The sequence below is a fragment of the Flavobacterium sp. GW821-FHT11G01 genome, from assembly GCF_058808175.1.
The window spans coordinates 250445-272956 of record NZ_JBXARK010000008.1; the positions used below are offsets into that span (position 1 = coordinate 250445).

At 35.7% G+C, this 22512-nt stretch carries 15 protein-coding genes; 2 read left to right on the plus strand and 13 right to left on the minus strand.

Annotation, left to right across the window (positions count from 1 at the left end; all coding sequences use genetic code 11):
- Nucleotides 1-93: 93 nt before the first annotated feature.
- A complete protein-coding gene (locus tag AC1RRN_RS15820) occupies nt 94-1089 on the plus strand; it encodes an NAD(P)H-dependent glycerol-3-phosphate dehydrogenase (RefSeq protein WP_492968217.1) in 996 nt (331 codons plus the stop codon).
- A gap of 162 nt (nt 1090-1251) precedes the next feature.
- Here the strand turns inward: AC1RRN_RS15820 and AC1RRN_RS15825 are convergent, their stop codons facing one another.
- The 3 genes from AC1RRN_RS15825 to AC1RRN_RS15835 all read right to left on the minus strand — a co-directional run bounded on the left by AC1RRN_RS15825 (nt 1252) and on the right by AC1RRN_RS15835 (nt 3236).
- Nucleotides 1252-1659, minus strand: a complete 408-nt coding sequence (locus AC1RRN_RS15825; protein ID WP_492968218.1) for a hypothetical protein — start codon at nt 1657-1659, stop codon at nt 1252-1254.
- A gap of 100 nt (nt 1660-1759) precedes the next feature.
- On the minus strand, nt 1760-2779 hold the full coding sequence (pheS, locus tag AC1RRN_RS15830; protein ID WP_492968219.1) for a phenylalanine--tRNA ligase subunit alpha: 1020 nt from the start codon (nt 2777-2779) through the stop codon (nt 1760-1762).
- Nucleotides 2780-2879: 100 nt separating this feature from the next.
- Entirely contained in the window at nt 2880-3236 is a 357-nt protein-coding gene (locus AC1RRN_RS15835; protein WP_492968220.1) for a hypothetical protein, read from the minus strand.
- 253 nt (nt 3237-3489) lie between these two features.
- On the opposite strand from AC1RRN_RS15835, the gene AC1RRN_RS15840 reads away from it, so the two are divergent.
- On the plus strand, nt 3490-4035 hold the full coding sequence (locus AC1RRN_RS15840; protein WP_492968221.1) for a CvpA family protein: 546 nt from the start codon (nt 3490-3492) through the stop codon (nt 4033-4035).
- Nucleotides 4036-4037: 2 nt separating this feature from the next.
- Here the strand turns inward: AC1RRN_RS15840 and AC1RRN_RS15845 are convergent, their stop codons facing one another.
- The 10 genes from AC1RRN_RS15845 to AC1RRN_RS15890 all read right to left on the minus strand — a co-directional run bounded on the left by AC1RRN_RS15845 (nt 4038) and on the right by AC1RRN_RS15890 (nt 22430).
- Nucleotides 4038-4400 carry a hypothetical protein gene (locus tag AC1RRN_RS15845; protein ID WP_492968222.1) on the minus strand — a complete coding sequence of 121 codons (363 nt, stop codon included), beginning with the start codon at nt 4398-4400 and terminating at the stop codon, nt 4038-4040.
- Nucleotides 4401-4407: 7 nt separating this feature from the next.
- Entirely contained in the window at nt 4408-4866 is a 459-nt protein-coding gene (locus AC1RRN_RS15850; protein WP_492968223.1) for a Panacea domain-containing protein, read from the minus strand.
- A 156-nt stretch (nt 4867-5022) separates the two neighbouring features.
- Nucleotides 5023-7431 (minus strand): glycoside hydrolase family 95 protein, encoded by a 2409-nt coding sequence (locus AC1RRN_RS15855; RefSeq protein ID WP_492968224.1) that lies wholly within the window; start codon nt 7429-7431, stop codon nt 5023-5025.
- 237 nt (nt 7432-7668) lie between these two features.
- Nucleotides 7669-9618: a sialate O-acetylesterase gene (locus AC1RRN_RS15860; RefSeq protein ID WP_492968225.1), complete on the minus strand. Its 1950-nt coding sequence runs from the start codon at nt 9616-9618 to the stop codon at nt 7669-7671.
- Nucleotides 9619-9742: 124 nt separating this feature from the next.
- Entirely contained in the window at nt 9743-11251 is a 1509-nt protein-coding gene (locus tag AC1RRN_RS15865; RefSeq protein ID WP_492968226.1) for a cellulase family glycosylhydrolase, read from the minus strand.
- A 137-nt stretch (nt 11252-11388) separates the two neighbouring features.
- Nucleotides 11389-13632, minus strand: coding sequence for a glycoside hydrolase family 3 C-terminal domain-containing protein (locus AC1RRN_RS15870; protein ID WP_492968227.1), 2244 nt, complete (start codon nt 13630-13632; stop codon nt 11389-11391).
- A gap of 35 nt (nt 13633-13667) precedes the next feature.
- The gene (locus AC1RRN_RS15875) at nt 13668-15248 is read right to left on the minus strand and encodes a GH39 family glycosyl hydrolase (protein WP_492968228.1); all 1581 of its coding nucleotides are present in this window, start codon (nt 15246-15248) and stop codon (nt 13668-13670) included.
- 15 nt (nt 15249-15263) lie between these two features.
- Nucleotides 15264-17267 carry a glycoside hydrolase family 97 protein gene (locus AC1RRN_RS15880; protein ID WP_492968229.1) on the minus strand — a complete coding sequence of 668 codons (2004 nt, stop codon included), beginning with the start codon at nt 17265-17267 and terminating at the stop codon, nt 15264-15266.
- Between the two features lie 258 nt (nt 17268-17525).
- Nucleotides 17526-19919: a glycoside hydrolase family 31 protein gene (locus AC1RRN_RS15885; protein WP_492968230.1), complete on the minus strand. Its 2394-nt coding sequence runs from the start codon at nt 19917-19919 to the stop codon at nt 17526-17528.
- Between the two features lie 24 nt (nt 19920-19943).
- Nucleotides 19944-22430, minus strand: coding sequence for a glycoside hydrolase family 2 TIM barrel-domain containing protein (locus AC1RRN_RS15890; RefSeq protein ID WP_492968231.1), 2487 nt, complete (start codon nt 22428-22430; stop codon nt 19944-19946).
- Between the last annotated feature and the right edge of the window lie 82 nt (nt 22431-22512).

Sequence of the window (22512 nt, forward strand, 5' to 3'; positions counted from 1 at the left end):
CCCTTGCATTTAAAGGACCTTTTTAAATTTCTTAATTGAGATTTTGTATTATTACTACTTTATTAAGTACTTTTGCTTTAAATTATTAAAATAATGAGCCAAAATTTAAAATTTGCAGTAATTGGAGGAGGTAGTTGGGCAACGGCAATTGCAAAAATGTTGTGTGTGAATCTTTCCGAAATTGCATGGTATATGCGTAATGACGCTGCAATAGAGCACATTCAAAAATACAAACACAATCCTAACTATTTAAGTTCGGTAGAATTTGACACCACGAAACTTAAATTGACTAACAATATCAACGAAGCAATCGAATATGCAGATTATGTAATTTTTGCTATTCCTTCTGCTTTTTTAGATGCGGAATTGAAAAACATGACTGTTTCTTTGTCTGATAAAATCATTTTCTCAGCAATTAAAGGAATTGTTCCTGAAACAAGTTTAATTGTGGGAGAACATTTCCATATTCAATACGACATTCCATATTACAATATTGGAGTTATTACAGGTCCTTGTCACGCTGAAGAAGTAGCCTTAGAAAGACTTTCCTATTTAACAATTGCCTGCGGAGATCCTGACAAAGCGTGTATTGTTGCAAAATCACTTTCAGGAAATTATATCAAAGCGAAAATTTCAGATGATATTATCGGTACCGAATATGCAGCAATGCTTAAAAACATTTATGCCATCGCAGCCGGAATTGCGCACGGTTTAGGTTATGGAGATAATTTTCAATCGGTTATGATGAGTAACGGAATCCGTGAAATGAAAAAATTCATCAGAAAGGTTCATAAAATGAAACGCAACATCAATGATTCGGCTTATTTAGGCGATTTATTGGTTACAGGATATTCCGTTTTCTCCAGAAACAGAATGTTCGGAAATATGATCGGTAAAGGTTATACCGTAAAAAGTGCGATGATGGAAATGAGCATGGTTGCAGAAGGTTATTACGCCACTAAAAGTGCTTACAAACTAAATCAGGGTTACGGTGCTAAAACGCCAATTATAGACGCTGTTTATGCTGTTTTATACGAAGGAAAAGATGCTAAGACAGTATTTAAGAAATTGACTGAGTCCTTAGATTAAGTATTCAGTGTTCAGTTTTTAGTTTTTAGTGATCAGTTCGTGTAAATAAAAAAGTCCGAAAAATATTTTTTCGGACTTTTTTATTTTACATCATCTTCAGACTTCAAATTTTAGCTGAATAATGAGACTGTGACTGAACACTAAAAAACTGATCACTGAACACTATTTCACCATAACCCCCTCAACAAACAAAATCGGCACTTCTTCCGTTTTATTTTCGTCGATTAAGTTCGATTTAAAAATAAATTTCTTGTCGTACAAGGTGTTGCCAATAAAGAAAGTCACCATGAATTCATTATTTAAAACCAAAAGACTTTTCTCTATCATTTCAATTTTTACTACAGAAACAGCTGGAACTTCAACAAAAGCGTGACGTAAAACAGATGTTTTTTTCATTTCGCCATCAATGGTTCCAAATGCTTTTGAAACAACCATAACGCTGTCTAAATTAAAATCGCTGTCATTTACAAGGTAAGCATACCATACTTTTTCCATAAAATCATCGCTCCATTCCTGAACAGCAGCAAGGAACACGTTTTCAACTTCTGGAATTGTTATATCTTTTTTCATATTGAGTCAAAAGTTTAAAAGCCGAAAGTCATAAAGTCGAAAACCAAAAGTCATTACTTTGAGACTTTCGACCTTCGACTTTATGACTTTCGACTTAAAATTAAATATTTGCTTTAAATTGCTCTAAGAAACGAACGTCATTTTCGTAAAACATACGAATATCACCAATTTGATACAGTAACATCGCGATACGCTCTACTCCCATTCCGAAAGCAAAACCATTGAATTCATCAGGATTGATATCGCAGTTTTTAAGAACGTTTGGATCTACCATTCCGCAACCTCCAATTTCTAACCAACCGGTTCCTTTTGTGATACGGTAATCGGTTTCCGTTTTTAGTCCCCAATAAATATCAATTTCGGCACTTGGTTCTGTAAATGGAAAATAAGATGGACGAAGACGAATCTTTGATTTTCCGAACATCTCTTTAGTAAAATAAAGTAACGTTTGTTTCAAATCGGCAAAAGAAACATCTTTGTCAATATACAAACCTTCCACCTGATGGAAAATACAATGTGAACGTGATGAAATAGCTTCGTTACGAAACACACGCCCCGGAGAAATAGTACGAATTGGCGGTTTATTGTTTTCCATATAACGCACCTGAACAGATGATGTATGCGTACGCAACAACACATCTGGATTCGTTTGAATGAAAAAAGTATCCTGCATATCACGCGCCGGATGATATTCTGGCAAGTTTAATGCAGTAAAATTATGCCAATCGTCTTCGATTTCCGGACCTTCAGAAACATTGAAACCAATATTGGCAAAAATATCTATAATTTGATTTTTTACAATAGAAATAGGATGACGCGAACCAATAATTACAGGCTCAGCAGATCGTGTTAAGTCACCAAATATGCCTTTAACTTCCTGTTTGCTTTCTAGCTCCTCCTGAATAACTCTTACTTTTTCTTCGGCAACGGATTTTAAAGTATTTATTACTTGTCCAAAATCTTTTTTCTGGTCATTCGGAATATTTTTGAACTCTGTAAAAAGTTCTTTTAGCAACCCTTTGCTCCCTAAATATTTAATTCGGAACTGCTCTAAAGATTCTTTATTTTTATCATTAAAGGCTTTTGCTTCCTCTATATGTTGTTTTATCTTGTCTATCATTTTCCTTCAATAATTGAGAATACAAATTTAAGTAAAAAAGTGAGATGTTAGGAGTGAGAAGTAACAAGTTCTGTTATATTTTCAACCCAAAATCTAAAATTTACTCAATAAGTTCTCTTTCTAAAAAATAATTCACAATCGCTTCTTTCATCAAAACCGATTGTTCGCCTGCTTTTAATGGCGGCAATTCTTCTTTTACTCTGTAATGCGGCCATCCTTCTTCATCAAAATATTCGAATTCATAGAATCCGTAAGGCTCTAATAATCGGCAAATGGCGATGTGCATTAAGTTTAACTTTTCATCTTTTTTGAATTCACGATGCACTTTTCCGAGTTCCTGAACTCCTATTAAATAAATTATGGCATCTAAATCTAAATCTTCTCCTTGCGAAAACTGATTTGAAAGTATATCGACGAGCTTTTCCCAACGCTCTTTTAATTGTGTATCTCTGGACATTTTTTATAATTGTAAATTATGAATTGTGAATTGTGAATTCAAAAACCATAAAATTTAGCTGCAAAGATACGGACTTCAAATCCAAAGACCTTAAAAAAATAATCAGATAGAAAAGTTGCTGAAATGCTAAGGAACTATCCCGAGGCTACAGGACTACGTTTTTGACTTAAAAAAACCTCTGTTCCTTTGCAACTCTGAACCTTTGAACCTAAAAAAAGATATATATTTGCGCTTCAATAAAACACCCGCAAATATGAGTTTTTTCGATATGATTTTTGGAGCACTTTTGGCTTTTAGTTTATATAAAGGTTTTAAAAATGGTCTTTTTGTAGAAATTGCTTCTTTTGTTTCTTTATTATTGGGAATCTATCTTGCGATTAAATTTTCTTCTTTGATGAAGGGAATAATTACACCACACGTTTCCTGGAATCCAAATACAATTCAGGTTACTGCTTTTATACTGACTTTTATTTTAGTGGTGATCGGAGTCTATTTCTTAGCAAAAATCCTCACCGGAATTGCTGATTTTGCTTTTTTGGGATGGGCGAATAAATTGGGTGGCGGCTTTTTCAGAGTTTTAAAAACCATTCTGATTATGAGTATTTTTATCGCTCTTTTTGAGAAAATAAACTTTAACAATACATTTGCCAAAAAAGAAACTTTAGACAAATCTATTTTCTATAATCCGGTAAAAAAAGTCGCTGCTTTTGTGTATCCATCCATTGAAAAATGGTATGAATCTTTTAAAGAAAATCATACCGAAAAGCCAGAAGAGACTTCTAAAACTGAAAAAGAATAGTTCTATTCCTCGTCATTAAGCGGTTTCGGAAATAAATTTTTCAGAATAATTAACATCATACCTATCACATTTACAGACGTAGTTGTCAATAACGTAATTAGCACATTTTCTGAAAGATTCAGATTCAAAACATTACCGTTGAAATACAAAATAGATATAACGGAAGCTAGCCAAAGAAAGATAATAGCAGCAAAAATATAGGTTAAATGTCTTCTTAATCGGGTATCTTCTAAAAACCTTCCCACTTTAGCGCTTCCTAACCTGTCTTCAAGGATTTGATTTTGTAAGCGTGCGCTGCTAAGGTCTTCAGGAGTTAAAGAAGAACTGTTTGCAATTGAAATTTGATTTAGATTTAGGGACGCCATATCAAGTTTAAATTGGTTTTAACTTCGTTTTATAATGTTCAAAAATGTCATCATCTGAAATAACGGCATTAGAATCTTTTCGATATACTTTATTCCAGGGAGTACCTTCATTGTGTGTTAAAGCACTTAGATAAATACCATCAAACCTCCCGTAAACTTCCCATATTTTATCTAAAAATTTTTCGTCTTCGCTACTTATTTTTTCATCTTTTACAGCATTCGGGATCTTCTCTGTTATCTTTTCTTTTTTATACTGCTTTATACTGTAATACAAAGACGGAAAAACAGGTCCAAAATCCCACGCGATCGGATTCTCATCCAATAATCTTTCTTTCTTATCTGTTAAAGCCAAATACCAGCCATACGCAATGTAAGTTAACTTGATTATCTTCATGGGCGTAAGATTACCGGTTTTTGAATATTTATCAATAAAATAATTAGCGACTGTTGTTGGATTATAAGTCATAATCTTAAAATTATTATTTTACCAAAGTTACTTAAAATAAATTTGAAACAAAATTTAGCAAACTTATTGTAATGTAAATGAGATGTTTTGCTCTCTATTAACAATTAAACCCGACAGGTTTCTAAAATCTGTCGGGTTTAAAATGCTTTAGAATATCTACCAGTTTATTTCCAATTTTTGTCCTTTCTTCAATGTGATATTTTGCTTTTTATCACCGTTAATTAAAGTTGTTTTCCCTTCATATTTAGAAAATATTGTAATTTTCTTAAGCAATTTATTTTCCCATTCCATGGCAATTTCGAATCCGCCTCGAGCACAGATTCCTTTTACAGATCCGGTTTCCCAGGCGTCTGGCAAGGCAGGCAATAATCTGATTTCGTTTTCATCAGATTGCACCAGCATTTCTGCAACCGCTGCTGCACCTCCAAAATTACCATCAATTTGAAAAGGCGGATGTGCATCAAATAAATTCGGATATGTTCCTCCTCCTCGTCTCGGTTTTTCCGTTTTCTTTTTGTCTGGATCTACGTAACGAAGCAATTCTCTCAACATTTTATAAGCACGGTTTCCGTCCCAAAGTCTCGCCCAAAGATTGATTCGCCAACCTTTTGACCAACCGGTGGTTTCATCGCCTTTAATTTCTAATGTTTTCTTTGAAGCTGCAGCCAAATCAGGTGTTTTCTCTGGCGTAATTTGATGACCCGGAAAAAGTCCGAATAACTGCGATTGATGACGATGTTTAGGATCTTCATCATTCCAGTCAAAATACCATTCCTGTAAATTTCCTTTTTTACCAATTTGGTATGGATGTAATTTAGCAAGTGCTGTTTCTAATTTTGCTCTGAAGTCTGCATCTGTATTTAAAACTTTTGATGCTTTGATCGTTTTATCAAAACATTCTCTGATCATTGCTAAATCAGCTGTTCCGCCATACATCGTTGCGCCAATGAAACCATCTGGTGCGATGAATTTGTTTTCAGGCGAAGTTGATGGCGATGTTATTAAATTTCCATTTTTATCCGTCATCATCCAGCCTAGAAAGAATTCAGATGCACCTTTCATGATCGGATATCCTTCGTTTTTTAAATAATTTTTATCCTGGGTAAAAACATAATGTTCCCAAATATGCGTACTTAGCCAAGCACCGGATAATGGCCAGCAAGCCCAGCTTGGATCATCGTTTCCAAAAGTTCCAACCGGATTTGTCATTGCCCAAATATCAGAGTTGTGTGCTGAAGCCCAGCCTTCGTTTACACCATAAAATGTCTTTGCCGTAACTTTTCCGGTTACCGAAAGGTTTTTTATAAAACTCAAAAGCGGCAAATGCATTTCAGAAAGATTGGTGTTTTCTGCCAACCAGTAATTCTCTTCGAGATTGATATTCATCGTGTAATTGCTGCTCCAAGGCGGATTTAAATAAGGATTCCAAATTCCCTGCAAATTTGCCGGAACGCCCAAAGTTCGCGAAGAGCTAATTAACAAATAACGTCCAAAATTGAAATAAAGAATTTCGAGGTTTTTATCTTCTTTTCCATCTGCATAACGCAGTAAACGTTCGTCTGTTGGTAAATCTGGCGCAGTGGTTTTTCCTAAATCCAAATTCACTCTATTGAAGAATTTTTGATAATCTGCGATATGAGATTCTTTTAGTTTATCGAACGGTTTTGCAAGTGCTTTATTCATATTTTGCAATGCAATGGTTACGTCGTCTAAACCTTCTGTTGCAGGATTTTTGTCAAAACCATTAAAACTTGTTGCAACAGAAACATAAATAATGGCTTCTGTCGCATCTTTTAAAATTAGAGATTCTCTGGAACTTGTAATTTTCCCGTCTGTTTTTTTTATCTGAATTAAAGTTGTAAATCTTGTTCCTCGTTCATTTATCTTAAGGTATTTTGGTAAAACAGTATATCCGGGATTTTCGTGAATTGGCGTAGCACCCGTCATTACCAAAATATTATTTCGCACTTCGGTATTTGATTTTAAAAGGCTTTTTAAACTAACATCAAGATTTAAAGCTCCTTTTTGATCGGCTGTGAGTTTGATTATCATAATTTGATCCGGAGCTGATACAAAATATTCACGCGTATACTTTATACCCGCCATTTCGTAACTAACTTTTGATATTGCATTCGAAAGATCAAGTTCCCGATGATAATTTACAGCTTTTCCTTTTTCAGAATTATTGATTTCCAACGTTCCTAAAGGCGCGTAAGATTCTGAGTTTTTACCTTCTATTTTTTTATTTAATTCATCGGCAAGTTTGTAATTTTCATTCTTTAAAGCTTCACGAATTGCCGGAATATTTTTGTAAGCTTCCGGATTCATATTCGCATTTACGGGCTCACCAGACCAAAGTGTAGCATCGTTCAGATAGATTTTATCTGAATTGGCGCCTCCAAAAACAGTTGCACCAAGTTTTCCGTTTCCTAAAACGAGACTTTCTTCAAAAAATTCAGCGGGTTGATTGTACCACAAAACATGATTGGATTGTGCCGACATGTTTATGTAACAAGAGGTAAAAAGTAAAATGAGAAATGTTTTTTTTATGAGGCTTGAATTCATTTTGCTGCGTTTTAATGTTACCGATCCTATGTTCCTACGGAACATTATCTTGATATTATTATTAATTGGATTTCATCCGTTTCGTTTCTACCAATGAATTGTTCCGATGGAACATTTTTAGTTACGTTTTATTGTTTTTTTTGATGTATATAGAGATAAACTATTCACTATTCACTATTCACTATTCACTATTCACTATTCACTATTCACTATTTACTATTCACTATTTACTATTCACTATTTACTAACCTTATATTTCTCATTAGCCGTAATCATTTCCCAATTATCGGTTCTGAAAGGCGATGCCGGGAATTTTTCTTTGTTAAAAAGATTGATTTCGGTATCATCGTCTGCCCATCCGTAATGAACAACAACGGGATTTGGAACATTTTCGCCTGAAACGATTATTTTATTGTCTTTAATTATCGCTTTCGCGGAATGAAAAACTTTGTCGGTACCTGCGATTTCGAATCCTTTTACGTCTTGGGAATTGTCTGAAGTTGACAATCCACTGCCAATATTATCGAAAGTCAGGATAATTTGGTTTCCTTTTATTTCCTGAGATTTAAAAGTTGGTCCGCTGTAAACTCTTTTTTTACCATAAACATTGTTCAACGCAATTGCTGCCAAACGCAATCCGACATCTTGTTTATTGGTTGGATGAATGTCTTTTGCGTTACCAATATCTGTGGTTACGGCCATTCCGGTGTTTTTCAATTTTAAAGTTTCAGATTGTGCTTCGCGAAGTTCTGCCCAACGGCTTCCGACTTTACTGTTGCCTTTGTACTCGTCAAAAGTGGACAATTGAACGAAATAAAAAGGAAAATCGCCTTGTTTGAATTTTGTTCTCCAATCTGTAATCATTAACGGAAACGCTTTTTTGTATTGTTTTGCTCTCCAAACATTGGCTTCGCCCTGATACCATAAAACGCCTTGAATTGCATACGGCACCAACGGATTTACCATCGCATTATATAATAAGGATGGATAGCTGTTTGGTGATAATGACGTTTTTACGACAATAACTTTAAATTTCCATTTCCCGTCAAGCGGAATTGTTTTACTTCCTAAAGTCAGTTTTAAATCAGATGCATCTCCGTAGATTCCGCCACCTCCACTATTATCGACAATTCTTACGGCAATAACATTTTGCCCTTCTTTTAAAACATTTGCCGGAACTGAATAAACACGTTTGAAATCCCATTGGGTGTTTTTGCCCACTTCGATTCCGTTTACATAGGTTATATCTTCGTCATCTATTTTCGAAAGGCTTAAAACGGCTTTATTTTTAATATCTTCTGCTGAAAGCGTTATTGTTTTTCGCATCCAGACAATGCCGTCTAAATCACCCAAAGGCTGGTTTTCCCATAAAGCCGGTGTGTTTAATTCACTCCAATTAGAATCATTGAATGCTGCTTCCTTGAAGGAATTTTCATTTTTTGTACTTACCGGAGTTCCCTGAATTTTTTCAACTCTTTCTTTCATTTGTCTGGCGTACAATTTTGAAATAGAATCGACATTCAATGTTGGAACATCGGCAATCATGGCTTTGAAATCTTCACTTTTTTGAAAAGCTTCACGACTTGTCCAGGTTTCTACATTGGTTCCGCCCCAGGAAGTATTTATAATTCCGATTGGGATTTTTAATTCGGCGTATAATTTTTTAGCAAAATAATATCCAACGGCTGTAAAATTGCCAACATTTTCTTTGTTAGAAACCTGCCATTTTCCGGCTTTTAAATCGTCTTTTGGTAATCCGCTTAGATCTTGCGCTACACCAAAATGACGAATCATTGGATAATCAGAATCGGCTATTTCTTTTTCGGCATTTACCGTTTTCGAAACTTGAAATTCCATATTAGATTGTCCGCTGCAAATCCATACTTCTCCGACCAATATATCTTTTATAACGATTCTATTTTTTCCTGTAATGGTCAATTCAAAAGGTCCGCCGGCTTTTTCTGCAGCTAACCGAATCATCCATTTTCCGTTTTTGTCGGCAATTATGGTTTTGGTTTGTTTGTTGAAATGAACTTCGACTTTTTCATTGGCATCGGCCCAACCCCAAACCGGAATTTCCTTATTGCGTTGCAGTACCATTCCATCAGAAAATAATAACGGCATTTTTACATTGGCGTTTGCTATTATGCTTACCAGTACTAAAATAAAGGTTGTATATTTTTTCATTTTTTTTAACTTTAAAATTAACCGCAAGGTTCGCCAGGAATTACGCAAAGTTCGCAAAGCATTGCGGTTATTGCGCTTGCTTTGCGAACTTTTCGGTAAAAATTGTAAATCAAATATATGCTATTTATTGCAATCCTTCAATCATTGCGTTTAGCGCTTGCGTGTCTGAAACGGTGTTATCAGCTCTTTTAAAAAGACCAAAACCGCCGTCTCCAGTATTTCCTTCGTCCCAATAAAATGGCAATAGACCATTTGCTTTGGCTTGTTTTACGACTGTTTTTAGATAATAGGCTCTTGACGCTAAATGCAAGGTTAAAGCATCTCCTGTAAGTGTTGTGCGACGAATGGCTCCAAATTCTCCTAACAAAACTGGAATTCCCTTATCAACAAATTGAGTCTTCATTAATTTGAAATTTTTCTCTAAATCTGCTTCTTCACCCCAATTTGCATTTCGTTCTGTATCTGTTGCTGAATGAAAACCAGTTCCCCAATAGTAAAACATTTTACCCCAGGATTCGTCTTTGGTTAAACCGGCAAAATTCCAAGGTGTGTAATAATGAACCTCAACCATCATTTTATTCGCCACTTTATCTGTAGGCAAAGTCAGCATTAGTTTATTGGTTTTTTCAATATCGGTTGTAGGTCCTTGAATTACCAACACACGATTGGCATTTTTTCCCCCAGTCGAACGAACAGCATCAATAAATGTTTGATGATAAGATGTTAAAACTGCCATTTGAGCAGCGTCTTCAACGGCAGGTTCATTGGCGCTGGCGAATAATAAATGCTCATCAAATCCGCGTAAACTTGTTGCAATTTGTTCCCAAAAAGCTTTTTGTTTGGCATTATTTTCTTCTTTTTTAGTTTCGGTAATATTATTTTCAAGCCAACCGCCGTCCCAGTGAATATTCACCACAACATACATATCGTTGTCTACACAATATTGCACCACTTCTTTCACTCGGTTTAACCAATCGGTTTTTATTTTAGCAGTTGCTGTATTTTCCAGATATTGATTCCAAGAACACGGAATTCGGATGGCATTAAAACCTTTTGCTTTCACGGCATCAATCAAAGCCTTTGTTATTTTTGGATTTCCCCAGGCAGTTTCACCGCCAGTGGCTTCCATCGTATTTCCGATATTCCAGCCCAGTTTTATTTTTGCAGCCAATTGAACAGCAGTACTACTCATTCCGGTTCCGTCAGCAGCAATTGGATTTGTATTATAACTTGGATAAATACCTGTTTTGCCTGCCTGAGAAATAGCGACTTGTATTGATGCTACTTCACTTGAACTAATTGTCAGAACAGCTGTTCGTGCTACAGAAGTTGTATTTTCAGAAGCTGTAACAGTAATTGTAGTTCTGCCCGACACGCCTGTAACCGGAGTAAATTTCAACCAGCTTGCCTCTGATGCAGCAACTGACCAATTCGTGCTATTTGTTGTAACGATAAATTCTGAAGTACTTGCCGGGCTTTGAAAATCAATTTTATTGAGATCAACGGTAAGTGTTTTAGCGGCTGGTTTTGGATCATCAGGAGTAGCTTCTTTATCAGAACTACAAGCTAAAATACTTACCCAGGACAAACACAAAATTGCGTTTAACAGGTAACGTTTTATTATTTTGCTCATTTTATTTGGTTTTTATAGTTAGTTAAGTGATTTCTAATTATTATTCTAAAATCATTAAATGCATTTGAGAAAATAACTTTTCAAGTACCACTTGCCATTAAGCTATTAAAACCCACACAATTAATGTAACAATCTATTTATTTGACAGTTATCGCAATTTCTTTTTTAATATCTCTTGAAGAATTTCCAACTTTCAAAGTGTATTTTCCGGTTTCTACAACCCATTTTTTAGAAGCCACATCGTAATACGCCAATTCTTTAACCGGAAGTTGTATGGTTACTGTTTCAGAATTTCCAGCTTTTACCAACACTTTTTTGAAACCTTTTAATTCTTTGGAAGCGCGGGTTACTTTTGAATCTGATTTAGACGTATATAATTGTACCACTTCTTTTCCATCCATTTTTCCTGTGTTTTTTACTTCGACAGAAACAGAAATAGTTTCATTTTCAGCATAAGAAGTTTTATCCGCTTTAGCATTTTCAAAGGCAAAAGTTGTGTATGATAATCCGTATCCGAAAGGATATAACGGTTCAATGTTTTTAGTATCAAACCAACGGTATCCTATTAAAATTCCTTCAGCATAGTTTACTGTTTTTCCGCCTGGGAAACTGTTTGTTGCGTGTGCCGGCGAATCCATAATGTTTTTAGGCATTGTCCAAGGCAATTTTCCTGACGGATTTACTTTTCCTAATAATACATCTGCCAAAGCATTTCCTCCTTCAGAACCATTGAACCAGCTCCAAACCAAAGCTTGAGATTTTTTACTTACTGCATCGACATCAAAAGGAGCTCCGGCAATCATTACGACAATTGTTCTCGGGTTTACGGCTTGTACTTTTTTGATTAATTCTTCTTGTCCAAAAGGTAATTTTAAAGTTCTACGGTCAGAAGCTTCTGTTTCATAATCACGGTTTGAACCCGCAAAAATGATCGCAACATCAGATTTTTTCGCAGCCTCAATCGCTTCCTGAACTTTTGCCGGATCTAATTCGTCGATTGTTACTGGTCCGTTTAATGTAATATCACCTAATTTTCCTTTATTCTTTTCATCATAACGCTCCAAATATCCTTCGGCATAATTAATTTTGATTGATGATGGCAATCTGTTTTTCAAACCTTCTAAAGGCGTAATTTCTCTTTTCGTTTTAACTCCTGCACCAAATCCGCCTAAAGCGTTTTTCTTTGTAGCATTGTTTCCAATTACAGCAATAGATTTTACTCCGTCTAATTTTAAAGGCAAAGCGTTATTATCGTTTTTCAATAAAACAATTGCTTCGGCTGCAATTTTGTAAGCGTCCTGATAATGTGCTTCTGTAGAAATGCTTCCTTTTACACGATTTTTATTGGCAGCGCCAATAGCTTTTACCTGAAACAACGCGCGTAAAATTCTTTTTACATGAATATCAATTTCTGTTTCAGATACTTCGCCTGCTTTTGCTGCAGCAACTAATTTATCCGCAAGGAAAAACTCATTGAAAGGTTTTGGTGTTCCCATTTCAATATCTAAACCACTTTTTAAAGAGTTTACTGTAGAATGCACCGCTGCCCAATCTGAAACCACAATTCCTTTAAAACCCCATTCATCACGAAGAATTTTATTCAGCATATAATCATTCTCACATAAATATTCGCCTCTGAATTTATTGTAGGCTCCCATAATACCGTACGCATGCCCTTCTTTTACAGCTGCTTCAAAAGCTGGTAAATAAATTTCGCGAAGTGTGCGCTCGTCAATTTGAACATCAACAAAATCACGATTGGTTTCCTGATTGTTGGCTGCAAAATGTTTTACACACGCCATAACATCATTATCCTGTAAACCAACAACTAACGGCACCGCAATTTTTTTATTCAAAAATGGATCTTCACTCATGTATTCATAAGTTCGACCTCCAAGTGGCGTTCTCACCATATTGATTGCCGGAGAAAGCAACATGTCTTTATCTCTGGCGCGCATTTCCTGTCCAAGACTATTTCCGAAGGTATACGCCATTTCCGCATCCCAAGTTGCAGCTAATGCTCCTCCTGCAGGATAATAAGTGGCAAAATCATTGGTTAAACCGGCTGGAGCCCAATTATCACGCGAAATTTCTTCACGAACACCTAAAGGTCCATCAGCCATTTTTAATTCGGGAATACCTAAACGTTCTACAGCTCCCGTACTGAACATACTGTTTCCATGCAACATTCCGATTTTTTCTTCCAACGTCATTTGAGAAACCAATTTGTCTATCTCTGCATCAAACTCTGAACTGATTTCTTTACCCTGATGCTCTTCTGTCTGAGCAACATTTGAATTTTCACTTTGTGCGTCTTTTTTACAAGAAGTAAGCAATGCAAAAGCCATAAAAACCGGTAGATATATCATTTTCTTTTTCATACTTGTTATTTATTTTTTTGTGGTTTTTTAATAGTTTATTGTTTGACGAAATTGAATAACACAACATCATTTTCGTTAATTTTAAAATCTTTACGGTAGGTTCCTTTTGAATCAATTGCTACTTTTTCAGTTAAAATTGGCGCACCATTATTATGCTCTTTTATTTTCTTTACCTGATCAATAGTAAGTTGATTTGGTTTGTTCATAGCTAAATAATCCGCGTAAGCATCATTTATTTTATACCCTACTTTATAAATTTCCAGATTGTATTTCCCTTTTTGAAGTCCTTCCACTTCAATTTTCACAATCCCTTTTGATTGAGAAGGCAAATCCTGAATGTAATAGGTCTGATTCCAAACCTTATCACCCGGATGCGTATTGGTAAAATCCCAAAACAATAACTGAACATCGCCTTTAGCATTTTTGGTTGCCCAGGAAGAGGTATCTTTATTTTGAAGTTCTGTTTCTCCCAATTTATTCAGGAAAGCATACGAGAAATAAGCAGGTTTTTTAATTCCCTGCGTATTCAATAATCCGAAACCTCCGTGAAAAGGTGTAAATCTCGGACCCGCTTCTTCAAAAATATCAGTGAAAACCCAATATGACATGGAGTTTGCCGCATTGCCAACTTGTTTTAATTTTTGGAGTATATACGCCGCCGAATGATAACTGTCATGAATAGGATCTGCCGGAGTATACGATGTACTCCACTCTGTATAATGCAACTCTAATTTTGGCTTAGCCGAATTTGAAATTTGCTTATGCGAATTAATAACATCACCGCTAATACTCGATTCTTCTTTATTTAAAACCGTTCCCGAAGTTCCAAATTCATCCAGAAATCCTTGTTTTACTCCATAAGTATGTGTCGAAATAAAATCTAGCGGCACATTATTTTTAGCACAAAATTCAATTGTTTCCGGAACCCAAGCTGCTCCGGCTGTTGCTGGTCCGCCAACTTTATATGCTGGATTGACACTTTTTATTCCTCGTGCTGCATATTCGTATAATTTGAAATATTCATCCTGAGTTCCTGTCCAGAAACCAGGCGATAAATTAGGTTCGTTCCAAACTTCGAAATACCAGGTTTTTACTTCTTCGTCTCCATAACGTTCTTTGAAATGTTGTGTTAGGTTTCGAATTAAATCTTCCCATTTTTTATAATCTTTTGGAGGCGTTACATTTCCTTTCCACCAGAAAATAGTCTGATTTCCGCTTGCTAAAGCTGACGGCATAAAACCTAATTCAACAAAAGGTTTGATCTTAATGCTCAATAAAAAATCATACAAAGCATCAATATATTGGTAATTGTATTCCGGATTCCCTTTTGAATCTTCACGGTAAACCGCCATATCATCAGACAATAAACCATGCATTCGAATGTATTTAAAATCGCATTCTTTTTTGGTCATTGCCAATTGTTGTTGCCAATCGGCTCTCAAACCTTCATTGGCTCTTCCGGCACCAACGCATTCTTTAAACATAGTATTTAATGCTCCTGAAGTTTTGTTATAATCTACTTTTATGATTCTATTTTCAGCAGTTGTGTTTTGTCCAATCAATTTTACATTGATCAGAAGAAAGGAGAGAAATAATATTGCTGAAAAATTTTTCATTTGAAATGTTTATAATTATAGTTTTTTAAATCGAATTGCTGTTCCTCCAGCACCTCCTAAATGTAGTTTTAGAGAATCTGACGCTTTAACCGTTTTCTTAGAAATAGCAATTGCAGCCGGATTATGCGTTTCATCAGTTCCTTCGGCATCAGCATAAATCTGCGCTTCGTATGTTGCCTTTGGATCCAAGAAAGATAACGAAACATTTACCTCTCTTGCGTTTTCGTTTGTGATGGTTCCTAAATACCAATCGGCACTATTTCTGTCTTTACGAACTGTAGTAATGTATTCTCCAATTTTTCCTTCTAATACTTTTGTTTCTTCCCAATCTGTCGGAACATCTTTTAAAAATTGTAATGCCGGTTTCCCTTCGTAGTTTTCAGGAAGATCGGCCATCATCTGGATTGGCGCATAAATCGTTACATATAGTGCTAATTGTTGTGCGGCGGTTCCATGAACTCTTTTTCCCGGATATCCTTGTTTTACCTCAACATCAAAAATTCCCGGAGTAAAATCCATTGGTCCCGAAAGCAATCTTGTAAACGGAATAATCGTCAAATGGTTTGGCGGATTTCCTTCGCTCCAGGCGTTGTATTCTTGCCCGCGCGCTGCTTCTCTCGAAACCATGTTTGGGAAAGTTCTGCGTTCTCCGGTATCTTTTATTGATTCGTGATACAAAACAGCCAAATCATATTGTGCTGCTTTTTCTAAAATATATCTGAAATAATTCACTCCAAATTGCCCAAAGTGCCATTCTTTCATGTTTAATTTTGAACCTACATGACCAATTTTAACCGTATGAATTCCAAGTTTTTTGTACAAAGCAAAACCTTCGTCAACTTCTTTTAAATAATTAATCAAGTTTGAACCCGTTTCGTGGTAACCCATAAGTTCCACATCTTTTGCCTTTCCGTATGCTACCACTTTATCAATATCGAAATTATCTGCACTTTTTGTAAAACTAAACATGTGCATTTTATTTTGATACCAAGCCGGCGTCCAGCCTTTGTTCCAGCCTTCGATCAATAAATGATGAAATCCTTCTTTGGCAGTAAAATCAATATATTCTTCGGCATGTTTGGTTGTTGCGCCTTGAATATCACTTTCCCAAAAAGAATATTTCCCGATATGCATTCCCCACCAAATTCCGAAGTATTTATACGGTTTAAAATAACTGGTGTTTTTTAATTTGTTAGGTTCATTCAGATTTAAAATCAGATACGAAGTAATTAAATCTGCCGGAGTTTCTCCAATTTGAAGTGTTCTCCAGGAAGAAGTAAACGTATCTTTTACACGCACTTTTACACCATCAGACCATGGCACCAAATCCGATTTTAATTGTGTTCCGGTTGTATTCACCAAAGTCATACTGGCAAAATCTACCAAATTGGCTTCGTGAAAACTCAACGCCAATCCGCTTTTACTTTCAATTGTAAGTGGTGTCAAAACGGTATCTAAAGTACTTACCGGCGCATCTTTAAAAAGATATTCGTCGCGGTTTTCTCTGTTTGCCGGAATCCACCATGCTTTTCCATCTTCTTTCAAATTAAAAGTCGTTTTTTCATCCATAATGAAAATACTGTCTTTTACATTTTGTTTTGGATACACATATCTAAAAGCGATTCCGTCATCGAAAGCGCGAAACTGAATTTGTAATTTTCTTTTGTTTCCTGTTTTCTGCTGTAAATCAACTACAAGCTGATTATAATGGTTTCTGATATTTTTCTTTTCTCCCCAAACTTGTTCCCAAGTTTCATCGAAAGAAGTATTTTTTACGTTTTTAATTTCAAAATCTGAACTCAAATTTTCATTTCCTTTCAATACAAATCCCATATCTGATGGAGAAATCACTTCGATTTTTCCGTGAGAAACAGCATATTTTGGCGCATTTTTTACCAGCTCAAATTTGATTTTATTTTGTCCGTTTGGCGAAGCCAGTTCGTAAGCATTTTTATTTTTCTGACTATATCCAATCGAAACTGAAAGTAATAAAGCGGGAAGAATCAGGTGTTTTTTCATGATATTTTTCTTAATTCATTTTTTAATAAATCGGGCAAAATTTAAACTTTCGCCCGATTTAAAAACTCAACAAAAACTTGTTTTTAATATAGTAATGCGATTTTTAAACACATAGAAACATAGATTACTGAACTTATAAAAGGCGTTTCACTTGTTTAAACAAACATAGCTATGTGTGAAGAAACGAGTTTCTTTTTATCTTCTTTTAGATATTAAAAACCTATGTTTCTATGTGTTAAAATTACTCTCAACTATTTTTTATTTTATCCACTCCGTTTTAAAAGTGGTTTTTCCGTTTAATACATTTGCTGCAACTTCAAAATTATTCCCTTTTTTAGTTACTGTGATTTCCTGAACGGCATCTCCATCAGGTAAAAAGACTTTGGCTTTCGCCGAAGTTGTAGCATCACTTGCATAAACTTTTAAAGTCAATTTGCTCCAATCCATATCTTTTGTAGATTGTGCTAAAGCGATGTGAGGCAAAGCAGTTCCGTCTTTTACTAAAACTACAATTGGCACTTCGCCCGCTTTGATTTTATGCCAACCCGATTGATATACTTTTTTAGTTTGGTAATCGATCCAGGTTCCTTCCGGAAGATAAACATCTCTTTCTGTTACTTCTTCAAAAAGTGGAGCAACCAAAATACTTGATCCAAATAAATATTCATTGTCTACCAACCAAGCTCCCGGATCATTAGGATATTCTACAAATAAGGCACGCATCATTGGCAAACCTTTTTGAGAACTTTCTTTCGCCTGAGCGTAGATATAGGGCATCAATTCATAACGCATATTATCTGCTTTTCTAAATCCTTCCAAAAAGTCTTTACTATATAACCAAGGTTCGCGCGGAGGTTCTCCGTGGCTTCTTACGTGTGAAGTGAACATTCCGAACGGCGCCCATCTTCTGTATAAATTCTCTGGCGATTTTGTTGCAAAACCTCCCACATCATGACTCCAGAAACTGAATCCGCTTAAACCTAATGAAAGTCCGCCTCTAAGTTCTGCAGACATTGCACCGTTTGAAGTTTCGGCGTCTCCTCCCCAATGTAATGGATAACGTTGAGATCCAGCCCAGGTACTTCTGGCCCAGATTAAAGTATATCCTTTTTCTTTCTGTGTAATTTCGGCTACAGCCTTATTGTATCTTAATGGATATAAATTGTGTTCGTAAAAACCTGTTCTTCCTGAATGGTAAATTCCGTCTGGCGGAGCAGCTTCTCCAAAATCAACTTTGAAAACAGAAACGCCCTGATCAAATAATTTTTTCAATTTTGATTGATACCAGGTAACAGTTTCAGGATTTGAAAAGTCTAAAACAGCATCTTCGTAAGGAAGGTTTCCTTTGCGATCTCTAACAGCTAAGTTTTTATCCATGATTTCATTAAACAACGTATTCTTTGGTGTGAAATACGGCAATTGCCATAAACACACATGGAACCCGTCATCTTTCAAATCAGACATCATTTTTTGAGCATCCGGGAAACGGGCTTTTGCAAACTCATAATTGTTTCTCCAATCTACATCAAACCAACCGGTATCAAAGTGAATTACATCGGTTGGGATTTTGTATTTGCGTAAATCTTTTGCTACTTCTCTTCCCTCTTTTTCAGAGAAATAAGTGATTCGGCTCATCCAGAATCCGAAAGACCAAAGCGGTGGCATTGCCGCTTTTCCGGTCAAATCTGTATATTGATCTAAAACATCTTTTGGTTCTCCGATGAAGAAAAACAAATCGGCTTCATCGTCACCGATGTACATTTCGTTGGCACTTCCAAAATATTTTCCAAAATCAACTGTAATTGGTGTTGAATGGTGCATGAAAACGCCGTAACCACGGCTACTCATATAAAATGGAACCGGTTTGTACATCGTTTCATTCTGGATTCCGTTTGCATCATCTGTCCATAAAACTACTTTTTGACCGCGTTTGTTGAATTGTGTGAATGATTCTCCACAACCAAATATTTTTTCGTCTGGTTCTAAGCTGAAAGCTGCGCCCATACTTCTTGAATAATCGCTGTTTCTGCGAACATAAGAAAACGGAAGTGTTGGCGTATAAGTGTTTTTAAAATCAGTATCGTGAAGCGTACTGGTTAACAATTTCCCGTTTTCATCGTAGATTTTTACGTGCCATGGTTTGATCAAAATTTCAACCCTTCCATGTTTGCTGGTATAACTGTGACCTCCTTCGATTTTAGAATATTTCCATAATTCCGGATGATTTGGCGCAACACCGTTAATCAGCATCAAAGATTCTTTTTGTGGATGAAATTGCGGGCCTGAAGTCGTTTTGATTCGGATAGTTCTATCGGAAACAAACTGAATTTCGAATGGCAATTCCGGAGAAACTTCATATTCTGTAGTTGGGAATTCGTTTGGTTTTTCCACATCAGGTTTCATCATCATATTATTGAAAGCCTGGCGCGTTTTGTAATTGTATCTCAAATACTTTATAGTTCCTTTTCCGCTTGCAGGATCAAAATTTGTCAATTCATCAGCAAAATAAAAAGTGTTCAGATAATTCTGGAAATCTTTACTGATATCTATTGGAGCGTTTAGCACATCTGCATTTTGAATTTGTGCCGATGCTTTTGGCGTCAGCAGCAAACTTGCAAACAGAGACAAGGAAGCTATTTGTATTTTTTTCATTGTGTGTTTATTATATAGTTGTATTTATTCTGTTGTAATTACAATTGTTGCGGGTTTTAATCCATTCGCTTTAGCGGTTAATTCCAATCTTCCAGATTTTATATCCGATTGAACAATTACTAAACATTTTCCGTTCAAAGCAGTATGTTTTGAACCTTTATATGATTCATGACTTACAGGATCTCCACTGCAAACGCCTACTATTTTTCCGTTTCCTTTTAATGAGAAATTAATTTCGTTGTTTGCATTTGGCGCTAATATTCCTTTTTCATCTAAAATATCTACAGTCACAAATGACAAATCATTTCCATCGGCTTTAATGGTACTTCTATCTGCTGTTAATTTTAAATTTTCAGAATTTCCGGCAGTTTTGATTTCAGTTTCTAAAACAGTTTTTCCGTTTTTACGCGAAACTGCTTTTAATGTTCCGGCCTGAAAAGGAACTTTCCACATTACGTGCAAATCATCTCCTTTTTTGCTTCTGATTCCGACCGATTTTCCGTTTAAGAAAAGTTCAACCTCATCCGCTTTATTATAATATGCCCAAACATCAACAGTTTGTCCGGCTTTCCAATTCCAATGTGGGAAAATGTGAAGAACGGTTTTGTCTGTCCATTCACTTTGGTACATATAGTAAACATCTTTCGGGAAACCGGCTAAATCTACAATTCCGAAATACGAACTTACCGACGGCCATTCGTACGGAGTTGGTTCTCCGATATAATCGAAACCGGTCCAAATATACATTCCGGATAGATAATCATGTTTTTTAATCACTTTCCAGGTTGCTTCGTGCGTTGAACCCCAAGGCGCCTGAACCTGATCATAAGCTGAAACGGTATTTCCTGGATTTCCATCTGTAAATTTAAGGTCCCATCTTACCGGCCATTTTTTTACAACATCAGAAACATTATCATAATAACCTCGAGTCTCTAATCCTGAAGTGGTTTCTGTTGCGATAAAAGGTGTTTTTGGGAAATTTTCCTTGTGATGTTCATACGTTTGATGCGCATAATTATATCCGATTAAATCTAAAGCTCCAGAAGCCGCAATTGGATTAATCTGAACATTCTTTTTTTCAAATTGAAGTGTTACTTCATCAATATTCATATTTACCGGCGGATTCATCGCTGCAGTTAGTGGTCGGGTTTTATCATATTGACGTACAATTTCGGCTAATTCTTTGGCAATTTTTACACCGCTTTCGTCCCACTGTTGTGGAATTTCATTTCCAATACTCCAGATAAAAATACTTGGATGATTTCGATCGCGAAGTAGTTGATCTGTTAAATCTTTTTTGTGCCATTGATCCCAGTCATTGCCATAATCGTATTTGGTTTTGGATTGTTTCCACATGTCAAAAGCTTCATCCATGACAATGAAACCCATTTTATCGCAAAGATCAAGAAGCTCCGGAGCAGGTGGATTATGAGAAGTTCTGATTCCGTTCACACCCATTCCTTTTAAGATTTCTAATTGACGTTCGATGGCGCGCGTATTGATTGCCGAACCAAGCGGTCCTAAATCATGGTGCATACAAACTCCTTTTATTTTAACCTGTTTTCCGTTTAAAAGAAAACCTTTATCTAAGTCAAACTTAAAATCTCTGATTCCGAAATTGGTTTTGTATTGATCTACCATTTTATCGTCAAGCGAAATTTGAGTAACTGCTGTATACAATTCTGGTTTTTCAACAGACCATAAAACTGGCGCTTCAATTTCTGTAGCTTGTTTGATTGTCGCATTGGCATTTGCACCAATCGTTATATCTTGAGTAACTGATGTTACTTTAGTTTCTTCTTTAAAAATAGTTGTTGTTATCGTTGCTTTTTTCGCTTCCTTATTTTGGTTTTGAATTGTAGTTTCAATATTAACCGAAGCCTTTTCAGCCGTAACTTTTGGCGTTGTCACATACGTACCCCATTGTGCAACGTGTAATTTATCTGTGGTTTCTAACCAGACATTTCTAAAAATTCCGGAACCAGAATACCAGCGTGAATTGGGTTGTTTTGAATTGTCAACCTTAACAATTATTTCGTTGTTTTTGTCTCCATAATTTAGATAGGGAGAAATCTCATATTGAAAACCAATATATCCGTTTGGACGTTTACCTAAATAATGTCCGTTTATCCAGACTTCGCTGTTTTTGTAAACGCCATCAAAGGTTATTGATATTATTTTATTTATATCTTCTTTATATATTTTAAATGTTTTTTTATACCATCCTAATCCTCCATTAAGCGATCCACCACCATAACCGGCAGGACTTTTTTCATCAAATTTGCCTTCAATACTCCAATCATGTGGAACATTTAAGGTTCTCCATTTTGTTGAAGATCCAATAGTATCTTTATCAACGATGCTATCATTAAGATGAAAACTCCAATCTGAATTAAAAGAAACTTTTCGGTTACTGAAAGCTTCTTTTTTATTGCAGGAAGAGAATAATGAAATTCCAACCAATAGTAATAATGACAGGCCACTACTTAAATATTTTCTTTTATTCTTCATTTTGATGGATGTTATAATTTTGAAAAACAAATATAAACATACCGATAGGTGACTGTGTCAATCACCTACCGGTTGTTTTATA

Bases quoted from the DNA above. Each gene is read 5' to 3' on its own strand.
- AC1RRN_RS15835 (WP_492968220.1), bottom strand. From the start codon at position 3,236: ATGTCCAGAGATACACAATTAAAAGAGCGTTGGGAAAAGCTCGTCGAT.
- pheS (WP_492968219.1), bottom strand. From the start codon at position 2,779: ATGATAGACAAGATAAAACAACATATAGAGGAAGCAAAAGCCTTTAAT.
- AC1RRN_RS15875 (WP_492968228.1), bottom strand. From the start codon at position 15,248: ATGAAAAATTTTTCAGCAATATTATTTCTCTCCTTTCTTCTGATCAAT.
- AC1RRN_RS15850 (WP_492968223.1), bottom strand. From the start codon at position 4,866: ATGACTTATAATCCAACAACAGTCGCTAATTATTTTATTGATAAATAT.
- AC1RRN_RS15865 (WP_492968226.1), bottom strand. From the start codon at position 11,251: ATGAGCAAAATAATAAAACGTTACCTGTTAAACGCAATTTTGTGTTTG.
- AC1RRN_RS15820 (WP_492968217.1), top strand. From the start codon at position 94: ATGAGCCAAAATTTAAAATTTGCAGTAATTGGAGGAGGTAGTTGGGCA.
- AC1RRN_RS15860 (WP_492968225.1), bottom strand. From the start codon at position 9,618: ATGAAAAAATATACAACCTTTATTTTAGTACTGGTAAGCATAATAGCA.
- AC1RRN_RS15870 (WP_492968227.1), bottom strand. From the start codon at position 13,632: ATGAAAAAGAAAATGATATATCTACCGGTTTTTATGGCTTTTGCATTG.
- AC1RRN_RS15825 (WP_492968218.1), bottom strand. From the start codon at position 1,659: ATGAAAAAAGATATAACAATTCCAGAAGTTGAAAACGTGTTCCTTGCT.
- AC1RRN_RS15855 (WP_492968224.1), bottom strand. From the start codon at position 7,431: ATGAATTCAAGCCTCATAAAAAAAACATTTCTCATTTTACTTTTTACC.
- AC1RRN_RS15890 (WP_492968231.1), bottom strand. From the start codon at position 22,430: ATGAAGAATAAAAGAAAATATTTAAGTAGTGGCCTGTCATTATTACTA.
- AC1RRN_RS15845 (WP_492968222.1), bottom strand. From the start codon at position 4,400: ATGGCGTCCCTAAATCTAAATCAAATTTCAATTGCAAACAGTTCTTCT.
- AC1RRN_RS15840 (WP_492968221.1), top strand. From the start codon at position 3,490: ATGAGTTTTTTCGATATGATTTTTGGAGCACTTTTGGCTTTTAGTTTA.
- AC1RRN_RS15885 (WP_492968230.1), bottom strand. From the start codon at position 19,919: ATGAAAAAAATACAAATAGCTTCCTTGTCTCTGTTTGCAAGTTTGCTG.
- AC1RRN_RS15880 (WP_492968229.1), bottom strand. From the start codon at position 17,267: ATGAAAAAACACCTGATTCTTCCCGCTTTATTACTTTCAGTTTCGATT.